The organism is Variovorax ginsengisoli, assembly GCF_030811835.1.
Taxonomy (GTDB): domain Bacteria; phylum Pseudomonadota; class Gammaproteobacteria; order Burkholderiales; family Burkholderiaceae_C; genus Variovorax; species Variovorax ginsengisoli_C.
Window position 1 is genome coordinate 177,284 of the sequence record NZ_JAUSRO010000007.1, and the last position, 21,352, is coordinate 198,635.

Annotated in this window: 21 protein-coding genes; 6 read left to right on the plus strand and 15 right to left on the minus strand. The window is 67.1% G+C overall.

What is annotated here, in order from left to right:
- Positions 1-84: 84 nt before the first annotated feature.
- The 12 genes from J2W36_RS12810 to J2W36_RS12865 form a co-directional block, all read right to left on the minus strand.
- Complete coding sequence (locus J2W36_RS12810; RefSeq protein WP_307690118.1) at positions 85-1,005, minus strand: branched-chain amino acid ABC transporter permease; 921 nt, start codon at positions 1,003-1,005, stop codon at positions 85-87.
- A 47-nt stretch (positions 1,006-1,052) separates the two neighbouring features.
- Positions 1,053-2,201 carry an ABC transporter substrate-binding protein gene (locus tag J2W36_RS12815; RefSeq protein WP_370869320.1) on the minus strand — a complete coding sequence of 383 codons (1,149 nt, stop codon included), beginning with the start codon at positions 2,199-2,201 and terminating at the stop codon, positions 1,053-1,055.
- Positions 2,202-2,471: 270 nt separating this feature from the next.
- Entirely contained in the window at positions 2,472-3,380 is a 909-nt protein-coding gene (locus J2W36_RS12820) for an EamA family transporter (protein ID WP_307690120.1), read from the minus strand.
- Entirely contained in the window at positions 3,377-4,408 is a 1,032-nt protein-coding gene (locus J2W36_RS12825) for a CobW family GTP-binding protein (RefSeq protein WP_307690121.1), read from the minus strand. The genes J2W36_RS12820 and J2W36_RS12825 overlap by 4 nt, the downstream gene beginning before the upstream one ends.
- On the minus strand, positions 4,405-6,054 hold the full coding sequence (locus J2W36_RS12830) for an amidohydrolase (RefSeq protein WP_307690122.1): 1,650 nt from the start codon (positions 6,052-6,054) through the stop codon (positions 4,405-4,407). The genes J2W36_RS12825 and J2W36_RS12830 overlap by 4 nt, the downstream gene beginning before the upstream one ends.
- A gap of 28 nt (positions 6,055-6,082) precedes the next feature.
- The gene (locus tag J2W36_RS12835) at positions 6,083-7,186 is read right to left on the minus strand and encodes an ABC transporter ATP-binding protein (protein WP_307690123.1); all 1,104 of its coding nucleotides are present in this window, start codon (positions 7,184-7,186) and stop codon (positions 6,083-6,085) included.
- The gene (locus J2W36_RS12840) at positions 7,183-8,193 is read right to left on the minus strand and encodes an ABC transporter ATP-binding protein (RefSeq protein WP_307690124.1); all 1,011 of its coding nucleotides are present in this window, start codon (positions 8,191-8,193) and stop codon (positions 7,183-7,185) included. The genes J2W36_RS12835 and J2W36_RS12840 overlap by 4 nt, the downstream gene beginning before the upstream one ends.
- Before the next feature lie 124 nt (positions 8,194-8,317).
- Complete coding sequence (locus J2W36_RS12845; protein WP_307690125.1) at positions 8,318-9,202, minus strand: ABC transporter permease; 885 nt, start codon at positions 9,200-9,202, stop codon at positions 8,318-8,320.
- Between the two features lie 2 nt (positions 9,203-9,204).
- Complete coding sequence (locus J2W36_RS12850) at positions 9,205-10,179, minus strand: ABC transporter permease (RefSeq protein ID WP_307690126.1); 975 nt, start codon at positions 10,177-10,179, stop codon at positions 9,205-9,207.
- A gap of 9 nt (positions 10,180-10,188) precedes the next feature.
- Positions 10,189-11,790: an ABC transporter substrate-binding protein gene (locus J2W36_RS12855; RefSeq protein WP_370869314.1), complete on the minus strand. Its 1,602-nt coding sequence runs from the start codon at positions 11,788-11,790 to the stop codon at positions 10,189-10,191.
- 91 nt (positions 11,791-11,881) lie between these two features.
- Entirely contained in the window at positions 11,882-13,285 is a 1,404-nt protein-coding gene (locus J2W36_RS12860) for an NAD(P)/FAD-dependent oxidoreductase (protein ID WP_307690127.1), read from the minus strand.
- Between the two features lie 13 nt (positions 13,286-13,298).
- Positions 13,299-13,664: a nuclear transport factor 2 family protein gene (locus J2W36_RS12865; RefSeq protein ID WP_307690254.1), complete on the minus strand. Its 366-nt coding sequence runs from the start codon at positions 13,662-13,664 to the stop codon at positions 13,299-13,301.
- A 248-nt stretch (positions 13,665-13,912) separates the two neighbouring features.
- Here J2W36_RS12865 and pdxR point away from each other — a divergent pair, with 248 nt between their 5' ends.
- The 6 genes from pdxR to J2W36_RS12895 all read left to right on the plus strand — a co-directional run bounded on the left by pdxR (position 13,913) and on the right by J2W36_RS12895 (position 18,490).
- On the plus strand, positions 13,913-15,424 hold the full coding sequence (gene pdxR, locus J2W36_RS12870; RefSeq protein WP_307690128.1) for a MocR-like pyridoxine biosynthesis transcription factor PdxR: 1,512 nt from the start codon (positions 13,913-13,915) through the stop codon (positions 15,422-15,424).
- Between the two features lie 67 nt (positions 15,425-15,491).
- Positions 15,492-16,160 (plus strand): hypothetical protein, encoded by a 669-nt coding sequence (locus J2W36_RS12875; RefSeq protein WP_307690129.1) that lies wholly within the window; start codon positions 15,492-15,494, stop codon positions 16,158-16,160.
- Positions 16,141-17,352, plus strand: coding sequence for an XRE family transcriptional regulator (locus tag J2W36_RS12880; protein WP_307690130.1), 1,212 nt, complete (start codon positions 16,141-16,143; stop codon positions 17,350-17,352). The genes J2W36_RS12875 and J2W36_RS12880 overlap by 20 nt, the downstream gene beginning before the upstream one ends.
- Positions 17,353-17,368: 16 nt before the next feature.
- Entirely contained in the window at positions 17,369-17,509 is a 141-nt protein-coding gene (locus J2W36_RS12885) for a VOC family protein (protein WP_307690131.1), read from the plus strand.
- On the plus strand, positions 17,506-17,895 hold the full coding sequence (locus J2W36_RS12890) for a VOC family protein (RefSeq protein WP_307690132.1): 390 nt from the start codon (positions 17,506-17,508) through the stop codon (positions 17,893-17,895). The genes J2W36_RS12885 and J2W36_RS12890 overlap by 4 nt, the downstream gene beginning before the upstream one ends.
- A 187-nt stretch (positions 17,896-18,082) precedes the next feature.
- Positions 18,083-18,490: a hypothetical protein gene (locus J2W36_RS12895; protein ID WP_307690133.1), complete on the plus strand. Its 408-nt coding sequence runs from the start codon at positions 18,083-18,085 to the stop codon at positions 18,488-18,490.
- A gap of 31 nt (positions 18,491-18,521) precedes the next feature.
- Here the strand turns inward: J2W36_RS12895 and J2W36_RS12900 are convergent, their stop codons facing one another.
- Genes J2W36_RS12900 through tauA form a run of 3 tightly spaced genes read right to left on the minus strand, consistent with a single transcriptional unit; the run spans position 18,522 to position 21,190 of the window.
- Positions 18,522-19,409 (minus strand): ABC transporter permease subunit, encoded by an 888-nt coding sequence (locus J2W36_RS12900; protein WP_307690134.1) that lies wholly within the window; start codon positions 19,407-19,409, stop codon positions 18,522-18,524.
- The gene (locus tag J2W36_RS12905) at positions 19,402-20,190 is read right to left on the minus strand and encodes a taurine ABC transporter ATP-binding protein (protein WP_307690135.1); all 789 of its coding nucleotides are present in this window, start codon (positions 20,188-20,190) and stop codon (positions 19,402-19,404) included. Before J2W36_RS12905 ends, J2W36_RS12900 begins: the two co-directional genes overlap by 8 nt.
- A gap of 4 nt (positions 20,191-20,194) precedes the next feature.
- Entirely contained in the window at positions 20,195-21,190 is a 996-nt protein-coding gene (gene tauA / locus J2W36_RS12910; protein ID WP_370869315.1) for a taurine ABC transporter substrate-binding protein, read from the minus strand.
- Between the last annotated feature and the right edge of the window lie 162 nt (positions 21,191-21,352).

A 21,352-nucleotide genomic window follows, 5' to 3' on the forward strand; every position in this document is an offset into this window, starting at 1 on the left:
GCGCCACGAGAAGCACGACAGTCCAGGCGGCTGCCGCCGGCCGGCCCCGGGGGGGACGTGCCGCACCGGTAGGAGAAGGTGTGTTCATGCGCGGGCTGCAAAAAGACCCGAAGGCCGGAAGATCAGGACGGCCACCATGAGCGCGTACATCGCCACCTCCGCGAACAGCGGGCCGAGGTCGGCCGCCGTGGACGGCGGCAGCGTGGCGCGCAGCAGCATCGGCATGAAGGCGCGGCCGATGGTGTCGACCAGCCCCACCAGCAGCGCCGCGATGAAGGCGCCGCGCACCGAGCCGATGCCGCCGATCACCAGCACCACCAGCGCGGGAATGAGGATCTGCTCGCCCATGCCGACCTGCACGGCAACGATCGGACCCATCAGGGCGCCGGCCAGGGCCGCGAGCGCCGCGCCCAAAAGGAACACGCCGTTGAAGATGCGGCCCACGCGCACACCCATGAGTTCGGCCATCGGCCGGTCGGAGGCTCCGGCGCGCACGCGCATGCCCACGCGCGTGTGGTTGACCAGCAGGTAGAGCGCCAGCGCGACCAGCACGCCCGCGCCGAGGATCACCAGCCGATAGGCAGGGTAGGGCAGGCCCGGTACCAGCTCGACCGGACCGCTGAGCGCGGCGGGCGTCGGAGCCATCACGGGCGACGGGCCCCAGATCATCTTCACCAGGTCGTCGGCTACCAGGATCACGCCGAAGGTTGCCAGCACCTGCGCGAGGTGGTCGCGCTTGTAGAGCTGGCGCATCAGCAGCACTTCCAGCAAGGCCGCCACGATCACCGTGACCGCCACCGCCAGCACGATCGCCGCCACGAACGATCCGCTGCGCGTGTGCGCCTCGGCCGCCACGTAGGCGCCCGCCATGAACAGCGAGCCGTGCGCCAGGTTCAGCACGTCCATGATGCCGAACACCAGCGTCAGGCCCGCGGCCAGCAGGAACAGCATCAGGCCGTAGCCCAGGCCGTTGAGCAACTGCTCGAGGATGAGGATGGAAGTCATGAAGCCCGTGGAGTGAAGAGGGGGTCAGCCGGCGCGCACGCGCCGCCTCAGCTCATCTTGCAGTTGACGGCGTACGAGTCGCCATAGTTCGTCAGGATGGTGTTGATCAGCTTGTTCGTGATCTTGCCCTGCGCGTCCTTGCCGATCACGCGCAGGTAGAAGTTCTCGATGGGGTAATGGTTGTTCGCGTACTTGAAGCTGCCGCGCGTCGATGCGTAGTTGGCCTTCTTCAGTGCGGCGATGACGGCCTCGCGGTTCTGCGCGTTGCCGCCGGCCTGCTTCACGGCGGCGTCCATCGCCAGGATCACGTCGTAGGCCTGCGCGGCGTACACCGACGGGTAACGTCCGTTGTATTCCTTCTTGAAGGCGTCGACGAAGGACTTGTTGGCGGCGTTGTCCAGGTCGTGCGCCCAATGCGAGGTGTTGAACAGGCCCAGCATCGGCTCGCCCACCGCGCCGATCACGTCCTCGTCGGCCGAGAAGCCGCTGGTGACCAGCGTGATGTCCTTGGACAGGCCCGCGCCCACGAACTGCTTGATGAAGTTGATGCCCATCGCACCGGGCAGGAAGAAGTAGATCGAGTCGGGCTTGGCCGCGCGGATCTGCGCGAGTTCGGCGGCGTAGTCGATCTGGCCGAGCTTGGTATAGAGCTCGTCGGCCACCTGGCCCTTGAACTGGCGCTTGACGCCGCCCAGTGCGTCCTTGCCTGCCGGATAGTTGGGGGCGATCAACACCATCTTCTTGAAGCCGCGGTCCTGTGCAAACTTGCCGGCCGCCTCATGGAACTGGTCGTTCTGGTAGGCGGTGCCGAAGAAATATGGGCTGCATTGCGCGCCGGCGAACTGGCTGGGCCCGGCATTCGACGACAGGTACGGCACCTTGGCGGCGAACAGCGTCGGGCCGACGGCCAGGGCGATGTTCGAGCCGATCGGGCCCGAGAACAGGTCGATCTTGTCGCGCTGGATCATCCGGTCGACCAGCTGCTTGGCCTGGTCCGGGCTGCCGCCCATGTCGGCCTGGACGAACTCCACCGGCTGGCCACCGAGCTTGCCGCCCAGCTGCTTGATGCCCAGCGCGAAGCCGTCACGCGCCTCGGCGCCCAGGGCGGCGAAGGGGCCGGAGATGTCGAGCGCCAGCCCCACCTTCACGGGATCGGCGAAGGCCGTACCGGCGATGCCGAAGGCGGACGCGAGCATCAGGGAGCGCAGCGTGCGGGACAGGGCGGTCGCGACGGGCGGCTGGGTGGACTTCGAGCGCATTGGGAAGACTCCGGTAGGTAAGATGGGCACCACTTCGATGCATGCGGCCCCGGCATTGTGCGGGCCACTTCATTCACAAGTAAATACTTTATGCCTGAAGCATCTGGTGTCAATCGGGCTTGCACGAACAGTGCCAGCCTGAATACCTGCTACGGAGTGGGGCGTCGGGTGTCTGGTGTGCCTGGCTGTTGGCGCGCCCCGGCGCCGTCAGCCCCGGCGCCAGCGCCCGCCGAACATCACCACCGCCAGCGCCATCACCACGCACGCGCTGCCGGCCCATTGCCAGCCTGACACGGTCTCGCCCAGCGCGAGCATGCCCGCGGCCAGGCCGATCACCGGGACGCCCAGGCTGAAGGGCGCCACCCGGTTGGCCGCATGGCGCTTGAGCAGCCAGGTCCACATCGCATAGGCCGCGACGGTGGCGAACCAGCCCAGGTAGGCCACGCCGGCCCAGGCGCCGAAGCTCGCGTGCGTCCATTGCCAGCGCGTGGCGGCGGGCTCGAAGAACCAGGCCATCACCGCGAACGGCAGGATGGGCACCAGCGACATCCACACCACGAAGCCCAGCGGGTCGTAGCCCGGCTGCGATTGCTGCGCACGGCGCACGATGATGTTCGACACCGCCCACATTGACGCCGCGCCCAGGTTCAGCAGCAGGCTCAGCAGGGTGATGCCTCCGCTGGCGCCGCCAAGGTTCACCGCGAAACAGGCCAGCCCCGCCGCAGCCAGCACCAGCCCTGCGCGCAGCGGCCCGCTGAGCCGCTCGTGCAGCAGGATGATGCCCAGCAACGTGGTGAAGAACACCTGCGTCTGCATCAGCACCGAGGCCAGCGCCGCCGTCATGCCCACCTGCAATGCCACGAACAGCAGGCCGAACTGCCCGAGCTGCGCCAGCCCGGCCGGCAGCAGCCAACGCCACGACAGCGCCGGCTTCCTGATGAAGAGCAGCAGGGGCAGCACCGCGAACACATAGCGGAAGGTGCCGAGCTGGAAGGGCGTGAAGTCGCGCAGCGAGAACTTCATCGCGACGAAGTTGAGGCCCCAGATCACCACCACGCCGAGCGCGGCGAGGAGATCGAGGCCCATCAGAGGGCTCTGGAGCGAGGCGGCTTTCATGCAGGGCTTTCGTGCCGGCGCGGGGCGGCCGGCGAGGGAGGGATGGAGTGTGCGGCCTTCAGCGCCGCTTCAAGCGCCTGCGCTGCCAGGCGGCCGTGGGCACCGATGGCGACCAGCGCGCTGTCGGCATTCGCATCGGGTGCCGCGTCCTGCGGCGACCAGGCGCGCAGCGAGCCGTGCCGGCCGGCGAACTGCAGCACCGCCCAGCCAAGCCGGTCGGTGCGCACCACGCCCTTGAGCCGCAGCACGCCCGCGGGCATGGCGCGCAGCAGGTCGCGCAACGCATCCGCGCGGTAGATCGCGTCGTCGGTGACCGACCAGGTGGCGAAGACATCGCCGTGATGCGGCGCGTGGTCATGGTCATGTGTGCAGCCTGGGGCGCAGCGGTTGCCATGACCGCTTGACGCCAGCGGCGCGCCGAGCAACGCGGCCGGTACCTCGGCAAAGCGCGTCTCGTGGCGCGGTGTGCCGGGCACTTCTGCATCGAGCCACACGCGCAGTGCCGCGAGCGAGGCATCGTCGACGCGGTCGCACTGGTTCAGCACCAGCAGATCCGCCGCCTGCAACTGGCGGCGCACAGTGTCGGCCAGCAGCGGGTCGTCGGCCTGCTCGCGTACCGAGGCGACGTCGACCAGCACTACCACGCCGTCGAGTGCGAGCGCCGGGTCGGCCAGGCCGACCTGCGCGATGCGCCACGGGTCCGACACGCCGCTGGCCTCAATCACGATCGCGTCGGGCCGCGGCACGCTGCCGATCACGCGGATCAGCGCGTCTGTCAGGTCGCCGCCGATCTGGCAGCACACGCAGCCGTTCTGCAGGCTCATCGTGTCGACACCGCGCGAAGCGACCAGTGCGGCGTCGACGTTGATCGCGCCGAAGTCGTTGACCAGCACCGCCAGCCGGCGGCCATCGTTGTTCTCGAGCAGGCGGTTGAGCAGCGTCGTCTTGCCGGTGCCGAGAAAGCCACCGATCACCGTCAGCGGGATGCGCCCACCGTGTGAATGCGCGTGGGCTTCGTGTGGGCTCATGCCGCCTTCGGCAGCGGCACCGCGCGCCCGCCGATGACTGTGCCGAGCACCTGCACGTCCTTCAGCGCCTCGGGCGCAACGGCCAATGGGTCATCGCCCAGCACGCAGAAGTCGGCGTACTTGCCGATTTCGATCGAACCGACCAAGTGGTCCAGCGCCAGCGTGAAGGCGGCGCCCAGGGTGATGGCGCGCAGCGCGTCGGCCACCGAGATGCATTCGGACTGGCCCAACTGGTGGCCGGTGGACGTGAGCCGGTTGACCGCGCACCACGCCGTGAAGATTGGACCGAGCGGTGTGATCGGCGCATCGGAATGGATGGCCAGTGGCACGCCGGCGGCCAGCGCGGTGCCGCAGGCATCCATGCGCATCGCGCGGTCGGGGCCCATGGTCAGTTCGCGGTGCGCGTCGCCCCAGTAGTAGAGGTGGTTGGCGAACAGGTTCACGCACATGCCCAGCCGCGCCATGCGCGCGAACTGTGCCGCGTCGGCCATCTGGCAATGCTGCAGCGTGTGGCGGTGGTCGGCGCGCGGATGCGCTTCCAATGCCGCTTCGATGGCATCGAGGGCCAGCTCGGTCGCCTCGTCGCCGTTGGTGTGGATGTGCAGCTGGAAGCCGGCCGCGTGGAACTGGGCAATCGACGCCTTCAATTGGGCCGGCGGCAGGATCCAGATGCCGTTGGGCGCACCGTTGAAGTAGCCGGGCCAGCGCACGCGCGCGGTGAAGCCCTGGATCGACCCGTCGACCACGATCTTCACCAGGCCGTAGTGCAGCTTGTCGTTGCCGGCGGCCTGGCGCTCTCGGATGCGCGCGATGCCGGCGTCGATGCTCGACGACTCGACCATGCTGATGTAGGCCGGCACCAGCCGCACCGGGAAATCGGGCTCGGCCGTGACTTCGGCGAGCGCGGCGTGGTTGAAGTCCGACAGGTCGTTGACAAGGTCGGTCGCGGTGGTCACGCCGGCGTGCTGCGCCATCTGGCCAAACATGCGCAAGGCCGACGGGGTCGAGCCCGCCACGCGAAAGATGTTGCCGGTGAGCCGTGTGATGGGGAACATCGCCGCGAACTCCTGCAACTCGCCGCTCGGCTCGCCATCGTCGAAGCGCGCGATGCCTTCGATCTCGGTGTCGCGTGTGATGCCGGCCTGCGCCAGCGCCGCGCTGTTCACGTTCATCAGGTGCTGGCTCGCATGCAGGATGACGACGGCGCGCGTGGTCGACACGCGGTCCAAGTGGTGCACCGTCATGCGCTCGCGGCCGAAGAAGATCGGGTCGAAGCCCCAGGCCAGCAGCGGCGCGGCCGGGTCGGTCATGGTGGCCTCGATGGCGCAGAGGCGCTCGATCACGGCCTCGAAGTCGACGCAGCCGCTCCAGACCTTGCCGTCGGGCGCGGTGCGCGCATGGAAGCCGACGAACGGAAATTGCCACAGCCCGCCGGCCATCAGGTGCGAGTGGCCTTCGACCAGGCCGGGCATCAGCACGTTGTCGGCAAAGCGCGTGTCGAGCGTGAAGTCGCCCCAGGCCTGCATGCGTGCGAGGTCGCCCACGGCCAGCACCTTGCCGTCGCGCACCGCGACGTGCGTCGCCTCCGGCTGCATCGGGTTCATGGTGAGGATCTTGCGGGCCTGGAAGACGGTGATGTCGGTCATGGAAGCAGAAGGTTGGGTCAATGAAGGCTCAGGCGGCCAGCGGCAGCGCCTGTGGGATCACGGGCAGTTCGAGCGGTGCCATGGCCTTGCCGTCCATCACCTGGACGCGTCGGCAGCGCACCCAGTGGTCGGCCTCGACCTGCACCAGCGGCGGCAGCGCCTCGGCGCAGGCCGGCTCGGCCACCGGGCAGCGGCCGGCGAAGCGGCAGCCCGGCGGCGGCGAGATGGGGCTGGGTGGGTCACCGCTGAGCTGGATGCGCTGCGCCGCGCGCGCCCGGCCCCCCCGCACATCGGGCACGGCCGACATCAGCGCCACGCTGTAGGGGTGCAGCGGCCGCGCGAAGAAGGCCTTGCGCGGCGCGCGCTCGACGATCTGGCCGAGGTACATCACCGCGATCTCATCGCAGATGTGCTCGACCACGGCCATGTCGTGCGAGATGAAGAGGTAGGTCAGACCGAGCTCGCGCTGCAGCTTGACCAGCAGGTTCAGGATCTGCGCGCGGATCGCGATGTCCAGCGCCGAGACCGGCTCGTCGCACACCACCAGTTCAGGGTTGGTCGCCAGCGCCCGTGCGATGTTGATGCGCTGGCGCTGGCCACCGGAGAACTGGTGCGGGAACAGGTTCTTCTGTTCGGGCCGCAGGCCCACGGCGGTGAAGAGCTCGTCCACGCGCCTGGCGCGTTCGTCCGCCGTGCCGATCTTCATCAGGTCGAGCGGCGCGCGCACCGCGTCGCCCACGCGCTGGCGCGGGTTGAGCGACGAGTACGGGTCCTGAAAGATGATCTGCAGGCGGCGTCGTGCTTCGCGCATCGCGTCGTCGCCCAGCAGGCTCAGGTCCGTGGTGCCCAGCCGCACGCTGCCCTCGGTGATGGGCGCGAGCCGCATCACCGCGAGCGCGGTCGTGGTCTTGCCGGAACCCGACTCGCCGACCACCGCCAGCGTGGTGCCGCGGCGCACTTCGAAGGACACACCGTCGACCGCTTTCACCACCTCGGGCGCCTTGAACAGCCCCGCACTGGGGCGCGGGAAGTGCACCTTGAGGTCAGTGACGGTCAGCAGCACCGGCGACGGCGTTGGCGGCGACGTGGGTGCCGACGAGTCGGCGACGGCGGTAACAAGCGTCGGGCTCATGCGGCAAGCACCTCCTGCGTGGCGGATTCCTCGAGCAGCCAGCACGCGGCGGCGTGCGGCCCTCCGTGCGCGCTGACCAGCGGCGGCACCTTGGCGCAGCGCGCGTGCGCATGCGGGCAGCGCTCGCGGAAAGCGCAGCCACTGCCCAGCTCCCAGATCGACGGCACCACGCCAGCGATCTCCTGCAGTGCCACGCGCTCGCCGTGCTGGCTGCTGCCGAGTTCGGGCAGGCAGGCGATCAGCCCGCGCGTGTAGGGGTGCTGCGGGTCGGCGATCACCTCGTCGGTCGTGCCCTGCTCGATCACGCGGCCGGCGTACATCACGATCACGCGGTCGGCCATCTCGGCGACGGCGCCCATGTCATGCGTGATGAGCACGATGGCCGTGCCCTTGTCGCGCTGCAATGCGCGCAGCAGGTCGAAGATCTGCGCCTGCACCGTCACGTCGAGCGCGGTGGTGGGTTCATCGGCGATCAGGATGTCGGGCTCGCAAGCCAGCGCGATGGCGATCATCACGCGCTGTCGCATGCCGCCCGAGAGCTGGTGCGGGTACTCGTCGATGCGCCGCTCCGGCGCCGGGATGCCGACCTGGCGCAGCATGTCGATGGCGCGTTCGCGTGCAGCGAGCTTGTCGAGTCCGCGGTGCAGCCGCAGCGATTCGCCGATCTGGTCGCCCACGGTGAACACCGGGTTCAGCGACGTCATCGGCTCCTGGAAGATCATCGAGATGCGGTTGCCCCGCACCGCGCGCATGCGCTCGGGTGCGGCCTTGAGCAGGTCTTCGCCCTGGAACAGGATGCGGCCGTCCTTCACGCGGCCCGGCGGCATGGGGATGAGCCCGAGCAGCGCCAGCGCCGTCATGCTCTTGCCGCAACCCGACTCGCCGACCACGCACAGCGTTTCGCCGGCCTTGAGTTCGAAGTCGACGCCGTTGAGCACCAGCGCCTGGCCGCGCCGGGTCTTGAACTCGACCTGCAGGTTTTCGACTTTCAGCAGAGAGGTCGTCATGCGCGTGATCCCGTTTTTCGTGGAACACCGCGGAACCGGCTTCGCCGGGCCGCAGGTGTTGCCCCCTGCAAGGGGGTTGGCGAAGCGACACGAAGTGCGCGAAGACTGGGGGTGTGCTTCATTGCTAGCGTTCCCTCAACTTCGGATTCAGCGCATCGTTCAGGCCGTCGCCGATCAGACTGACCGCGAGCACCGTGAGGAAGATCGCGGCACCGGGAAAAGCCACTGCCCACCAGCATGACAGCACGTACTGCCGGCTCGAGCCGATCATCATTCCCCAGCTCATCTGGTTCGGGTCGCCCAGGCCGAGGAAGGACAGGCCCGCCTCGAACAGGATGGCCGAGCCCACCGCCAGCGTGGCCGACACGATCAGCGGCGCGAAGGCGTTCGGCAGGATCACCTTCCAGATGATGCGGGCGTGGCCCGCACCGATGGAGCGCTCGGCCCGCACGAATTCCATGTCGCGGTAGCGCATGAATTCGCCACGCGCGAGCCGCGCCGTGCCCGGCCAGCTCACCAGCCCGATCGACAGCGTGACGGTGACCAGCGAGGGCGAGAAGAGCGTGACCACGACCATCGCGAAAAGCAATGCCGGCAGCACCTGGAAGAACTCGGTCACGCGCATCAACGCCCCGTCGACCTTGCCGCCGTAGTAGCCCGCGAAGGCGCCGACAGTGATGCCGATGAGCACCGACAGCAGCGCCGCGGTGGCACCCACCAGCAGCGTGGCCCGGCCGCCGTAGAGCAGCGCGGTCATCACGTCGCGGCCCAGGTAGTCGGTACCGAACCAGGACTCGGCGTCGAAGGGGGGCGTGAGTGGTGCGGCGCGTATCTCGAACGGATCGGCCACGTAGAGCATGGGCCCGAACACCGACAGCAGGACGATAGCCGTGAGCATCGCCAGCCCGGCCACGGCCGAGGGGTTGCGCGCGAACATGCGCAGCGCTTCAAGGAAGGGCGAGGGCGCCTTGACGGGCACCGCAGCGGCCACGGGAAGAATGGCGGACATGTTCAGCGGCTCTTGATGCGGGGGTCGACCAGGCGGTAGGCGAGGTCGGTGAGCTGGTTCATCACCAGCACCACGACCGACGAGAACAGCAGCACGCCGAGCACCGTCGGGTAGTCGCGGCGCAGCACGGCCTCGAAGGCGAGGCGGCCCAGGCCGGGCCAGTTGAACACCGTCTCGACCAGGATCGCGCCGGCCATGACGTTGCCGAACTGCAGGCCCAGCACCGTGATCACCGGCAGCACCGCGTTGCGCAGCGCGTGCTTGTAGAGCACGAAGCGCTCGGCCAGGCCCTTGGCGCGCGCCGTGCGGATGAAGTCGGCGCCCAGCACTTCGAGCATGCTGGCGCGTGCAAGCCGGCTGTACTGCGCGAGGTACACGAGGCCCAGCGTGACCGAGGGCAGCACCAGGTGATGCGCCACGTCGAGCACGTCGCGCCAGCCGCCACCGGACGCATCGACCGAGCGCATGTCGGAGATCGGGAAGATCGGGATGGCCGCCGCGAAGACGATCACCAGCATCATTCCGCTCCAGAACACCGGCGCCGCGAAGCCCACCATCGACAGCACCGTGATGGCCTGAGACAGCCAGCCGTTGGGCTTGCGTGCGGCCAGCACGCCGAGCGCCGTGCCGGCCAGGAAGGCCCACAGCACCGAGCACACCACCAGCAGCAGCGTGGGCGGAATGCGCTCGGCGATCAGCCCCGACACCGGCAGGTTGAAGAAGTACGAGTAGCCCAGGTCGAGCTGCGCCACGCGCGCCAGGTACACGCCCAGCTGCACCGGCAGCGGCTTGTCCAGCCCGTGGCTCGCGCGCAGTTCGGCCTTGAGTTCTTCGGACATGCCGCCGCTGGCGCCGGCGATGGTCTCCACCGGGTCGCCCGGCGCGGCGTGCACCAGCACGAAGTTGAGGACCACCACCGCCGCGATCAGCAGGAAGGCCTGCAGCAGGCGCTGGGCGATGAAGCGCAAGACATTCATGGTGCGCGCCTACTTGAGGTAGACCTCGTCGAGCGGCGACGCCGGGCCCCAGATCGACACCGGCACGTTGGCCACGCGCTTGACGGTGGCCGTGTGGTACGGCACCAGGTTCAGGTAGACGATCGGCACGTCGTCCGTCACGATCTTCTCGAAGGTCGCGTAGTAGGCCTTGCGCTTGACCGGGTCGAGCAGCGAGCCCGCCTGGTTCAGCAGTTCGTCGACCTTCGGGTTGGCGTACGACTGCGTGTTGGTCCACACCACCGGTTTGATGTTGGTCGACAGGTAGGTGCGGTGCACGCCGATCACCGGGTCGCCCCAGTTGAAGACCGTGTCCATCGTCATGTCGAAGTCGTGCGCGGCGATGCGCTTGGCCCAGGTCGGGAAGTCGGCCGAGGCGCGCACGTCGAGCGTGATGCCCACCTTCTTGAGCTGCGAGCGCAGGTACTCGGCCACGTTCTTCTGCTGCTCGTCCTGCCCGGGGATGTAGTCGATGGTGAGCTTGAAGCGCTCGCCGTCGGCGTTGGCCTTGTAGCCGGCCTCGTCGAGCATCGCGGCGGCCTTCTTGAGGTCGAACGGGTATTTCACCAGGTCGGGCACCGCGAAGGGGCTGCTCGGCACGATCGGGCCGTCGGCCGGCGCGGCGAAGCCGCCCATCAGCGCCTTGGTCACGAAGTTCTTGTCGATGGCCGTGGCGATGGCCTTGCGCACCTTCACGTCCGACAAAGGTTTGCGTTCGAGGTTGAAGGCCAGCCAGTTGATGGCGCCGATGCCCTCGTAGCCCTTGTCGGTCAGGTCGATCTTCGGGTTGGTCTTTAGGCGGCGCAGGTTCACCGACGTGGTCTCGTACGGGAACATGTGGATGTCGCCACGCTCCAGGCCGAGCATCAGGCTGGTGGTGTCGGGTGCGAGCGTGAGGATGAGCTTGTCGAGGTAGGGCTTGCCCGGCAGGAAGAACTTGTCGAACTTCTCCATCACGATGCGCTGGCCGGGCTTGAACTCGACGAGCTTGAAGGGGCCGGAACCCACCACGTCCACGGAGTTGCGCGGGTGCGTCTTCAGGTCTTTGCCGTCACCGTAGATGTGCTTGGGAAGGATGGGGCACAGCGCTGGCGACATCGCCAGCACGATGGCGGGGTGCGGCACGCTCATGCGGATGATGGCGGTGTAAGGGTCGGGCGTCTCGACCTTCTCCACCGGCCCCATCATCGTGGTGAAGGGGTGGTTCGCCTTGATCGCCATGATCGAGAAAGCGACGTCCGCCGATGTGATCGGCTTGCCGTCATGGAACACCGCGTCCTTGCGCAGGTGCAGCGTCAGCGACTTGCCGTCGTCGGCGAGCTTCCACGACTCGGCCAGGTAGGGCTGCGGGTTCCACTTGTCGTCAAAGCGCAGCGGGCTCGCGAAGAGCTGCGTCGACGGCAGGGCCGTCGCCAGGCCCGACTGCACGGCGCCGTTGAGGTGGCGGGGTGCCTGCGTCGAGCCGATCACGAGCGTGCCGCCCTTCTTGATCTCCTGTGCGTACGCGACCAGGGGCAAGGTGCCGAGCAGGACGGCGAGCGATGCGGCGGCGCCGAGCGCACGGCGGGTGAGGGTGGCGTTGCTGGGGATCACGGGTACTCCTGAAGTTCAAGTGGTTGCGCAAGATGCGTTCCATTGCGGCCTGCGCGATGGAGCCAGATCGGACCGATCGATGGGTCCAGGGTCAGAGCACTTCGTCGCGCAGTGCGTACCAGCGGTACAACATGCGCTGGCCCATGCGGCGGAACGGCGCCGCCCATTCACCCTGGGCCGGGAACTGCAGCGGACTGTCGTAGATCGGCAGGTCGAACACCGGGTCGTTGTCGTGGCCCGCGATGCGCTGCGCCAGTCGCCGCCCCGCATGCGCCGAGAACGACACGCCGTTGCCGCCATAGCCCAATGCATAGAACACGCTCTGCTTCGCATCGGGCTGCACGATGCGCGGCATCATGTCGTGGGCCACGTCGACCCAGCCCCACCACGAGTAGTCGATCTGGATGCCCTTGAGCGCAGGAAACTTGCGCTCGAGGCCGTCGACCAGCAGCCGGTAGTGCGCGTCTCGGTGCGCGTCGGCGCCGGTGATGGCGCTGCGGCTGCCGATCTGCACGCGCCGGTCGGGCAGCAGGCGGTAATAGAAGCGCAGGGTGCGTGTGTCGGTGATGGCTTCGTGCGTGAGGAAGTTGGTCGCCTTCAGCTCCGCGTCGGTCAGTGGCCGCGTGACGATCGAGTTCGACAGCACCGGGAACACGCGGTTCTTCAGCGTCGGGTGCAGGCCGGGCGCGGTGTACGCGCCGGTTGCGATGCCGACCGCACGGGCACGCACCCTGCCGCCGGGCGTCTTCAGGTGGTGCACGCCGTTCTTCGTCTCCCATCCGATCACCGGGCTCGACGGGTGCACGCGCGCGCCGCCTGCACGCGCGCGCTTCATGTAGCTGTAGGCTAGCTTGAGCGGATGCACGCAGATGCCCTCGGGCTCGTGCATGGCGCCGTGCGCGTCACGGTCGTCGCAGTAGCGGCTGCGCACCTCGTCGGCGCTGAGCATGCGGGCGTCGTAGCCGAAGTGGTCGCGCATCACGCGCGTCTCGTTCTCGAGGAAGGCCATCTTCTTGGCGCGGTGCGCGATGTAGAGGTGACCGCCGGGCTGCGGGTCGCAGTCGGCCGTGGCGACCAGGTCCTTGAAGGTCTGGAAGCCGTAGCGGATCTCGGCGTCGAGCCGCTTGGCCGTGGCCAGGCCCCAGCGCTCGATCCACTGCGAGCGGTAGAGCCGCCCGCTCGCGTTCTGCCCCTGTCCGCCGTTGCGGCTGGTGCAGCCCCAGGCGACGCGGTTGGCTTCGAGCACCACGGCCTTGATGCCATGCTCTTCTGCGAGGAACAGCGCCGTCGCCAGGCCGGTGAAGCCCGAGCCGATGATGACCACGTCGGCATCGATGTCGCCCGCCACCGGGCCGTCGTCGTCGGGCGCGGGGCCGGCGGTGGCGGCCCAGTAGGTCGGTGCGTAGTCGCGGTTGCGGCCGGGCCCGTCGGACACCAGCGGGTCATAGGCCGGGTCGTAGGGCGCGAAGAGTTCGCGGGGTGTGGTGATGCTCATGGCGGTGTCCGGGTCAGAGCGGCGGCAGCGCGGGGCGGGCCTTGCGGAACACGTTCTTCACGAGGATCTTCCCGTCCTTGAAGGTGAACAGGTCGACCCCGTCGGACTCGCTGCGCGTGCCGTCGAGTGCGGTGCCGGTGAAGGTCCATTCGGACATGCCGCGGTCGCCCATCACCAGGTGCCGGCCGTTGCGCCATTGCGCGTCGGGGAAGTTCTTCCACGCCGACGCGAAGGCCACGGCCACGGCCTCGTGCCCCGTGTGGCGCGTACCGAAGGTGTCGGGGCCGGCGGCGGTGTCGAACACGCAATCGGCGTGCATGAAGGACATCAGCGCGGGCAGGTCGTGGCGGTTCCATGCGTCGGAAAACGCGGCGAGCATGTCGGTGGTGACTGCGGGGTCGGCGGCGGTGGCGGTGGTCAAGCGGTGTCCTCGGCAGGGGTCTGATCGGTGTCGGCAACGGCACACAAACTGCGTCTGTGTGCGGGTGGCCAAAGGTTAAGCTCCGCCTCTTCCGACCCATAGAGCCAGTCCGTACCCATCGTGAAAGCCAGACCCATCACCGCATGCACCATCGACGGCCATGCGCCCTCTTCAGGTGCGTGCCGCTGCGCCGAGCGGTCCGCGCCATGAGCGCGCTGCCGCCCGCGCCCAGCCCGCTGTGGGCGCAGCTCTTCATGCTCGACGACAGCACCGGCCTGCCCCTGCAGGCGCGGCTGCGGCTCAAGGTGGTACAGGTCATCCTCGACGGCCGCCTGGCCCCCGGTGCCGCGCTGCCGTCGTCGCGCGACCTCGCGCAGGCGCTGGGCCTGAGCCGCAACACCGTCACTGCCGTGTACCAGCAGCTGGTGGACGAGGCCTACCTCGAATCGCGCCCGCGCTCGGGTGTGTTCGTGAGCCACGGCGCACGCCCCGCCACCATCGCCGACCCCGGGCGCATCGTCGACCCCTTCAGCCGCGAAGGCGCCGCGAGCGGCATGCCCATGCAATGGGGCACGCGCGTGCTGCGCTCGCTGACCGACCAGCCCACGCTGTCGAAGCCCGACCGCTGGCGCGAAGTGCCGTACCCGTTCGTCTACGGCACGCATGACGCGCAGCTGTTTCCCACCGAAGACTTCCGCGAATGCTGCGTGCGCAGCCTGGCGCGCTCGCAGCTGCCCAACTGGACGCCCGACTTCGAGACCGACGACGTGCCCGACCTGGTCGAGCAGATCCGCACCCGCCTGCTGCCCAAGCGCGGCGTGTTCGCGCGACCGGAAGAGATCCTCGTCACCGTCGGCGCGCAACATGCCTGCTACCTCATTGCCGAAGCCCTGTTCGACCGCCACACGCGCGTGGGCTTCGAAGAGCCCGGCTACCCGCATGCGCGCAACACCTTCTCGCTGCGCACGTCGCAGATCATCGGCGTGCCGGTCGACGAAGAGGGGCTGGTGGTCGAGTCGCTGCCCGCGCTCGACTACATGTTCGTCACCCCGTCGCACCAGAGCCCGACCACGCACACGCTGAGCCTGGAGCGCCGCCAGTGGCTGCTGCGCAAGGCCGCGCTGCAGGACTTCGTCGTCATCGAAGACGACTACGAGGCCGAGAACCTCTACGCCGGCGAACCCACGCCGGCCCTCAAGAGCCTGGACAAGACCGGCCGCGTGATCTACATCGGCTCACTCAGCAAGAGCCTGTCGCCCGCGCTGCGGCTCGGCTACATCGTGGCGCCGAAGGAACTGGTGAGCGAACTGCGCGTGCTGCGCCACGCCATGGTGCGGCACCCCAGCGCCTTCCTGCAGCACGCGTATGCGCTGTTCCTCTCCCTCGGCCACCACGACTCTCACGCGCGCCGCGTCAACCAGGTGCTGCGCCAGCGCATGGACGCCGCCATGAAGGCGCTGGCCGAGCACATCCCCGAATTCGAATGCACGCCCGCGCAGGGCGGCGCGTCGCTGTGGGTGAAGACGCCTGATTGGCTGGATGGCGGTGCGTTGGCTGTGCGGGCGCGCGAGCATGGGGTGCTGATCGAACCCGGTGATGTGTTCTTCGCACAGCCGCCGAGGCCTTGTCCGTACTTCAGGTTGAGGCTGTCGTCGATCGATGTGGGGCAGATCGAGGCGGGGATTCGGGCGTTAAGGGAGGCGGTGAGGGGATTCTAGTAAAAAACCTCGCACACGAAACTTTTTGAGTGTATATTCCCTTCACTCGAAACGAAGAGGGATGAAGATGTCTGGTCAATCTGAGTTGGGCAAGAAGGAGCTGGAGCAGCTTATCGTTAAGAACGTTCCTCGTGACGCGCTGATGGCGTGCGAGGATGCCTACTACGCTGGGGACCATCAGGGGCGCCAGCACTCAGCTGGCTTTGCGCCGGGTCACAAGCCTTCGATTGCTGGGCAAAACAAGCACTTCTTTATCAATGAAACGTTCCATGAGGCACTCGAAGCGCACGGAGGAGATCCCACGCCGCTGTGCGGGACACGACTTGTTGTTGGCCGCCTGGGCATATTCAGTGTCGTGAGATTGAACGTTCCCGGGCATAAGTGGATCAATTTGCGACGCAGCGCGACGCGCGCCAAGCTGGCGGAACTCAACGACAGCATCAAGAGAAAGTATGTGCAGGCAGATTTGTTTGCGCAGCCCCGAGAAGTCGCCGAAGGCACGATCTTCATTCTGGGGGTGATGGATGGCATCGATGACAACGGAATCGCGCAGTTGACTGGGGTGATGGTCGCGCTTCCAGCACCCGACATGAAGTCCTGGCTTTACATCAAGTCTACGGACGATTTCATCAAACTCTATGACGAGATTGATACGCTGACTCAACTGGACAAGGCGATGCCAAAACTTAAGGGCAAGCCTAAGAAGCAAACTGACAATGACCAAGGGAATAAATGAACTCCAACCGGCGCGGCTTGAACAAGTACTCAGCGCTCGGCGTCTCACTAAAGGACAGCTTGCAACTCTTGTTGGCGTAGCAGCCTCAACCGTTACCAAGTGGTGTAAGGGGGACCAAGCTCCCGAGGCCGAGACGTTTGAACGGCTTGCTTCGGTTCTCAATGTTCAGACGGAATGGCTGACCCGTGACATGTTGCCATCGGTCTCGCCGCCTCTCTATCGAAGCAATGCATCAGCATTGAAGGCTGCTCGTGCAAAGCTTGAGGCGCGTACTGAATGGGCCCAGGAGATCGCGTTCTTGCTCGCTGAGCATGTGGACTATCCACAGATCAACTTGCCGGAACGTGCGTTCCAAGACCCCGAGCAGATTGGTGATGGCGACATCGAGGCTGCCGCGGAAGAGTGTCGAACGCGTTGGAAACTTGGCCTTGGACCGATTCAAGATCTTTCCTTGGCCGCAGAGAGCGCAGGCATCATCATCGTTCGTGAGGAAACTGAGATCTCGGCGATTGAAGGCCTATCGAGTTGGAGTTCTGTGGTCGGACACCCGATGGTTCTGCTCTCCGCTGACAAAGCGAATGCCTTCCGCAGCCGTTTCGATTTGGCCCATGAGATTGGCCATCTTGTTTTGCATAGGCATATTCCCAGAGCGAGTGAGCGTGATCGCTATAACCAAATGGAGAAGCAGGCGCATCGATTTGCGGGAGCGCTGCTGATGCCTGCGACGACATTCGTGAAGGAGGTTCGAGTTCCTCCTAGCTTGGACAACCTACTCATTCTTAAGCAGCGTTGGGGAGCCTCTGTAGCGGCGATGATGATGCGCTTACATGCACTCGGCTTGCTCAGCGATGATGAAAAGCTTGCACTCTTTAAACGCCGCTCTGCTAGATGGGGCTCGAAGGCGGAGCCTGGCGATGAAAAATGGACGCCTGAGGGGCCTCGCTTGCTGCGACGGACGATCGAGCTCCTTATCAGCTCTGGCGTGTTGCCCACGGAAGGCATTCCGCGCTATCTCGGACTCTCTGCTGGTGACGTAGAGAAACTATGCGGTCTACGTGAAAACTATTTCAGCACCTCTGCGGATGTCGTAGAACTAGCGACGCTGAGAGCGACGAAACTGCAAACTCAAACGGTTGGCAAACCAGCAGATGACCAGTCGGCTGTGGTGTCTATTTTTGGTGGTCGGAAGTAGCACGTCGAATATGCCCATGCCCTGCACGCGGAGTGGGGCGCAGCGCGGCGCCATCGTGCTGCGCCCGCCCATCGACCGCGACTGGGGCATGCGCGAGTTCGCGGTTGCCACACCGGATGGACATCGGCTGATGGTCGGCGAGATACTGCCGTCATGATCGACCACACCGGCCTCCAGGTCTCGGACCTGTCGCGCAGCAAGCGCTTCTACGAACCCGTGCTGGCCACCCTGGGTCATGTGCCGCGGCGCGACCTGGGCGATGCCGTCGGCTACGGCAAGGCAACGCCTGGGCCGTTCGATGATCCGGCCGGGGAGTTCTGGCTTATCGAAGGCACGCCACTCGCCCCTCGAATCCACATCGCCTTTCGCGCACACAGCCGCGAGAGCGTGGATGCGTTCCATCGCGCCGCACTGGCCGCTGGCGGCACGGACAACGGCGCGCCGGGACTGCGGCTGGTCTACCACCCGCACTACTACGCCTGCTTCGTGCTGGACCCGGACGGCTACAACGTCGAGGCGGTCTGCCACGCGCCCCTTGGCTGAACGCTGGCGCGGCGCCAGCGCAGCGTCCGCGTCCTACACCCAGTCCAATGTTTCGCCGCCAGTCGCAGGCTGCGCGGCGCCACACGATGACCCGATCAATTGTTCTTGAAAGGGCCCTATGAAATTTCGCGGATTGATTCCTTCCGTCCTGATCGGTGCGGTCGCCAGCGCGAGATCCATGACACCGATGGCCAGCCTCGCCGCCGCCCGGCTGTTGGACCGCCGTACGCCGGGGCACCTCGTGCTGCTCGATCGCCCGCTGTTCAAGTGGGGAGGCCTGGCGATGGGGGTGGGCGAGTTGTTCGGCGACAAGATGAAGTCCGCCCCTGACCGCACAGTGTTTCTCGGGCTGCTCGCGCGGGTCATGAGCGCGGGCATCGCAGGCGCTGCGTTGGCGCCCCGTGGACGCGAAGAGGCGGGCGCCGCCGCTGCGGTGGCCACAGCCGTACCCTTGGCCTACCTGACGCTGGCCGGCCGAAAGCGCGCGATGGCGCGGATCGGCCAGACCCGCAGCGGTTTGATCGAAGACGCGCTGATCGTGGCGGCCGGCGCCGCCATCGTGGCGCTGGTGGTCGGACGCAAGACCGGTTCCTGATCGTTCCTGATCGTCCGCGGCCGGCTTGGGGCTACATCCGCCCCTTCCATGGCACCACCTTGCGTTCGACCCACCGCATCAACAGGTCGAACAGGTACGCCACCACCCCGATCACGACGATGCCCATGATCACGATGTCGGTGCGCAGGAAGTTCGATGCGTTCAGCACCATCTGGCCCAGGCCGACGTTGGCGGCGACCATCTCGGCGGCGACCAGCGTGGTCCAGCCGAAGCCGATGGCGATGCGCATGCCGATCAGGATGTCGGGCATGGCCGAGGGCAGGATCACGTGGCGGATCACCTGCAGGTAGGTCGCGCCCATCGAATACGCGGCGTTGATCTGCTCCTGCGACGCGCTGCGCATGCCCGAGCGCGCGGCGAGCGCCAGCGGTGCGAAGCAGCTCAGGAAGATCAGCAGCACCTTGGGCACTTCGTCGATGCCGAACCAGATGATGATCAGCGGCAGGTAGGCCAAGGGCGGCAGCGGCCGGTAGAACTCCAGCGGTGGGTCGAAGATGCCGCGCACCGTGCGCGACATGCCCATCGCGATGCCGATGGGAATCGCCGTCACGCAGGCCAGCACGAAGGCCGAGAACACGCGCAGCATGCTCGCGAGGAAGTGCTGCCACAGCGGCTTGTCGTTGGCTTGGCCGGTGAGGTATTCGTAGAACTGCTGGAACACGGCCTGCGGCGTGGGCAGGAAGATCGGCTTGACCCAGCCGAGGTTGGTCACGGCGAACCACACGGCGATGAGCACCGCCACGGTGATCACGCTGATGCCCGCGCTGTTGCCTTCGCCGGGCACCTTGAAGCGCGTGGTCTTGGGCTTGGCGGCGCTGGCCGTCTTGATGGGCGCTGCAGGGGAGATGGGGGCGGTCGGCACGGCAGCGGACGGGGCGTCGATGGCGAGTTCAGGCATGGGCGGCCTCGCGGTGGTGGATGATGGCGAGCACTTCCTCGCGCATCCGAATGAAGGCCGGCTCCGACTTGACCTTGCGGGCGTCGCCGTGCGCGAGGAACTGGCGCGAGAAGGGCACGTCGTCGTAGACATGCGAGATGCGTCCGGGGCTGGGGCTCATCACGATCAGCCGGGTGCCGAGGAACAGCGCCTCCTCGACCGAGTGCGTGATGAAGAAGACCATCTTGTTCGACTGTTGCCAGGCATGCAGCAGGATCTCCTGCACCGTCTCGCGCGTGAAGGCGTCGAGCGCACCCATGGGTTCGTCCATGAGCAGCACGGCCGGGTCGCTGGCGAGTGCCCGGGCGATGCCCACGCGCTGCTGCATGCCGCCCGACAGTTCGTACACCGCGCGGTTGGCGTACTTCTCGAGGCCGACCAGCGCGAGCTTCTGTTCGGCGATGGCGTCGCGCGCGGGCTTGTCCATGCCGGCCAGGCGCAGGCCCAGTGCGACGTTGTCGCGCACGTTGAGCCACGGCATCAGCGCATGCTTCTGGAAGACCACACCGCGGTCGGCGCCGGGGCCGGTCACGGGCTGGCCGCCGAGCAGGATCTCCCCGCTCGATGGCGGCAGGAAGCCGGCGATGCAGTTGAGCAGCGTGCTCTTGCCGCAGCCCGAAGCACCGAGCGCGACGACGAAGTCGCCGTCGTGCATCGTCAGGTTCACAGGCGCCAGCGCCTGCAGCGAGCCGCCCTTGACGGCGTAGTGGACCTCGAGGTCGCGGATGTCGAGCGTGGGCATGGGCCTACTTCCCCATTGCCTTCTGCACGTACGTGGTCGTCACGAACGCGCTGTAGTCGGGCTTGACCTCCTGCACGCGGCCCTGTTCCTTCAGGAAGGCCGCGGTGTTGGCCATGGCCTTGGCCGCCCCGCCGCCCAGCCAGGTGGGCGACACCTGCTCGGCCATCGTGGGGAAGGTGTACAGCGCCATGGCCGGGCCGACGTCGGCCGGGTTGGCCTTGGTCCACTTGGCCATTGCCTTGGTCTGCGGCGAGTCGACCGTCCAGCTTTTGCCCGAGGCCTTGTACTCCTCGTTGGCGCGGTTCAGCGCCTTCACGAAAGCGACCATGAAGGGCTCGTTGGCGGCCGCCCATTGCTTGTTGACGATGATGCCCTCGAAGGTCGGCGCGCCCTTCTTGCCGATGCTGCCGGACGTGGCGATCACCTTGCCGCTGGTCTTGACCTTCGACAGCACCGGGTCCCAGATGAAGGTGGCGTCGATGTCGCCGCGCTCCCAGGCGGCGGCGATCTCGGGCGGGCGCATGTTCATCACGTTGACGTCGCGGCCGGCCACGCCGTCCATCTTCATCGCGGCCATCAGCTGGTAGTGCGCGGTCGAGACGAAAGGCGTTGCCACCTTCTTGCCCTTCAGGTCCTTCAGGCTTGTGATGTTGCTGCCGTTGCGCGCGACCAGCGCCTCGGCGTCGGCGATGTCGGCCGAGATCCAGAACAGCTGGATGTCCTGACCCTGGCTGGCCGCGGCGGTCAGCGGGCTGGAGCCGGCTTCGCCCATCTGCACGTCGCCCGAGGCCATGGCGCGGATCACGTCGCCGCCGCCCGCGAACATGCGCCAGTTGATCTTGTAGCCGGTGGCCTTCTCGACCTCGCCGGACTCCATGACCAGGCGCAGCGGCACCAGCATGTCCTGGTGGGCGAAGGTCACTTCCTTGGTTTGCGCGGCGGCTGCACCGCTCAACACGCAGGCCGCGAAGGCCATCGACAGACAAGGGATGAATTTCATGGAGGCTCCTGAGATCGACATCGGGGATGCGGCACCGAAGCGATGCCGCGCTGATGTCGACTGTGCAGGCAAGCCCCGCGCCCGGTAAGTGCCAGCGGCGCGCTGCGTTTGGGGCCAGTGGCCGCCAGCCGGATTTCGTTGTGGTGCGTGGCGGGCCGGTCG

Bases quoted from the DNA above. Each gene is read 5' to 3' on its own strand.
- J2W36_RS12810 (WP_307690118.1), bottom strand. From the start codon at position 1,005: ATGACTTCCATCCTCATCCTCGAGCAGTTGCTCAACGGCCTGGGCTAC.
- J2W36_RS12815 (WP_370869320.1), bottom strand. From the start codon at position 2,201: ATGCTCGCGTCCGCCTTCGGCATCGCCGGTACGGCCTTCGCCGATCCC.
- J2W36_RS12820 (WP_307690120.1), bottom strand. From the start codon at position 3,380: ATGAAAGCCGCCTCGCTCCAGAGCCCTCTGATGGGCCTCGATCTCCTC.
- J2W36_RS12825 (WP_307690121.1), bottom strand. From the start codon at position 4,408: ATGAGCCCACACGAAGCCCACGCGCATTCACACGGTGGGCGCATCCCG.
- J2W36_RS12830 (WP_307690122.1), bottom strand. From the start codon at position 6,054: ATGACCGACATCACCGTCTTCCAGGCCCGCAAGATCCTCACCATGAAC.
- J2W36_RS12835 (WP_307690123.1), bottom strand. From the start codon at position 7,186: ATGAGCCCGACGCTTGTTACCGCCGTCGCCGACTCGTCGGCACCCACG.
- J2W36_RS12840 (WP_307690124.1), bottom strand. From the start codon at position 8,193: ATGACGACCTCTCTGCTGAAAGTCGAAAACCTGCAGGTCGAGTTCAAG.
- J2W36_RS12845 (WP_307690125.1), bottom strand. From the start codon at position 9,202: ATGTCCGCCATTCTTCCCGTGGCCGCTGCGGTGCCCGTCAAGGCGCCC.
- J2W36_RS12850 (WP_307690126.1), bottom strand. From the start codon at position 10,179: ATGAATGTCTTGCGCTTCATCGCCCAGCGCCTGCTGCAGGCCTTCCTG.
- J2W36_RS12860 (WP_307690127.1), bottom strand. From the start codon at position 13,285: ATGAGCATCACCACACCCCGCGAACTCTTCGCGCCCTACGACCCGGCC.
- J2W36_RS12865 (WP_307690254.1), bottom strand. From the start codon at position 13,664: ATGCTCGCCGCGTTTTCCGACGCATGGAACCGCCACGACCTGCCCGCG.
- pdxR (WP_307690128.1), top strand. From the start codon at position 13,913: ATGAGCGCGCTGCCGCCCGCGCCCAGCCCGCTGTGGGCGCAGCTCTTC.
- J2W36_RS12875 (WP_307690129.1), top strand. From the start codon at position 15,492: ATGTCTGGTCAATCTGAGTTGGGCAAGAAGGAGCTGGAGCAGCTTATC.
- J2W36_RS12880 (WP_307690130.1), top strand. From the start codon at position 16,141: ATGACCAAGGGAATAAATGAACTCCAACCGGCGCGGCTTGAACAAGTA.
- J2W36_RS12885 (WP_307690131.1), top strand. From the start codon at position 17,369: ATGCCCTGCACGCGGAGTGGGGCGCAGCGCGGCGCCATCGTGCTGCGC.
- J2W36_RS12890 (WP_307690132.1), top strand. From the start codon at position 17,506: ATGATCGACCACACCGGCCTCCAGGTCTCGGACCTGTCGCGCAGCAAG.
- J2W36_RS12895 (WP_307690133.1), top strand. From the start codon at position 18,083: ATGGCCAGCCTCGCCGCCGCCCGGCTGTTGGACCGCCGTACGCCGGGG.
- J2W36_RS12900 (WP_307690134.1), bottom strand. From the start codon at position 19,409: ATGCCTGAACTCGCCATCGACGCCCCGTCCGCTGCCGTGCCGACCGCC.
- J2W36_RS12905 (WP_307690135.1), bottom strand. From the start codon at position 20,190: ATGCCCACGCTCGACATCCGCGACCTCGAGGTCCACTACGCCGTCAAG.
- tauA (WP_370869315.1), bottom strand. From the start codon at position 21,190: ATGAAATTCATCCCTTGTCTGTCGATGGCCTTCGCGGCCTGCGTGTTG.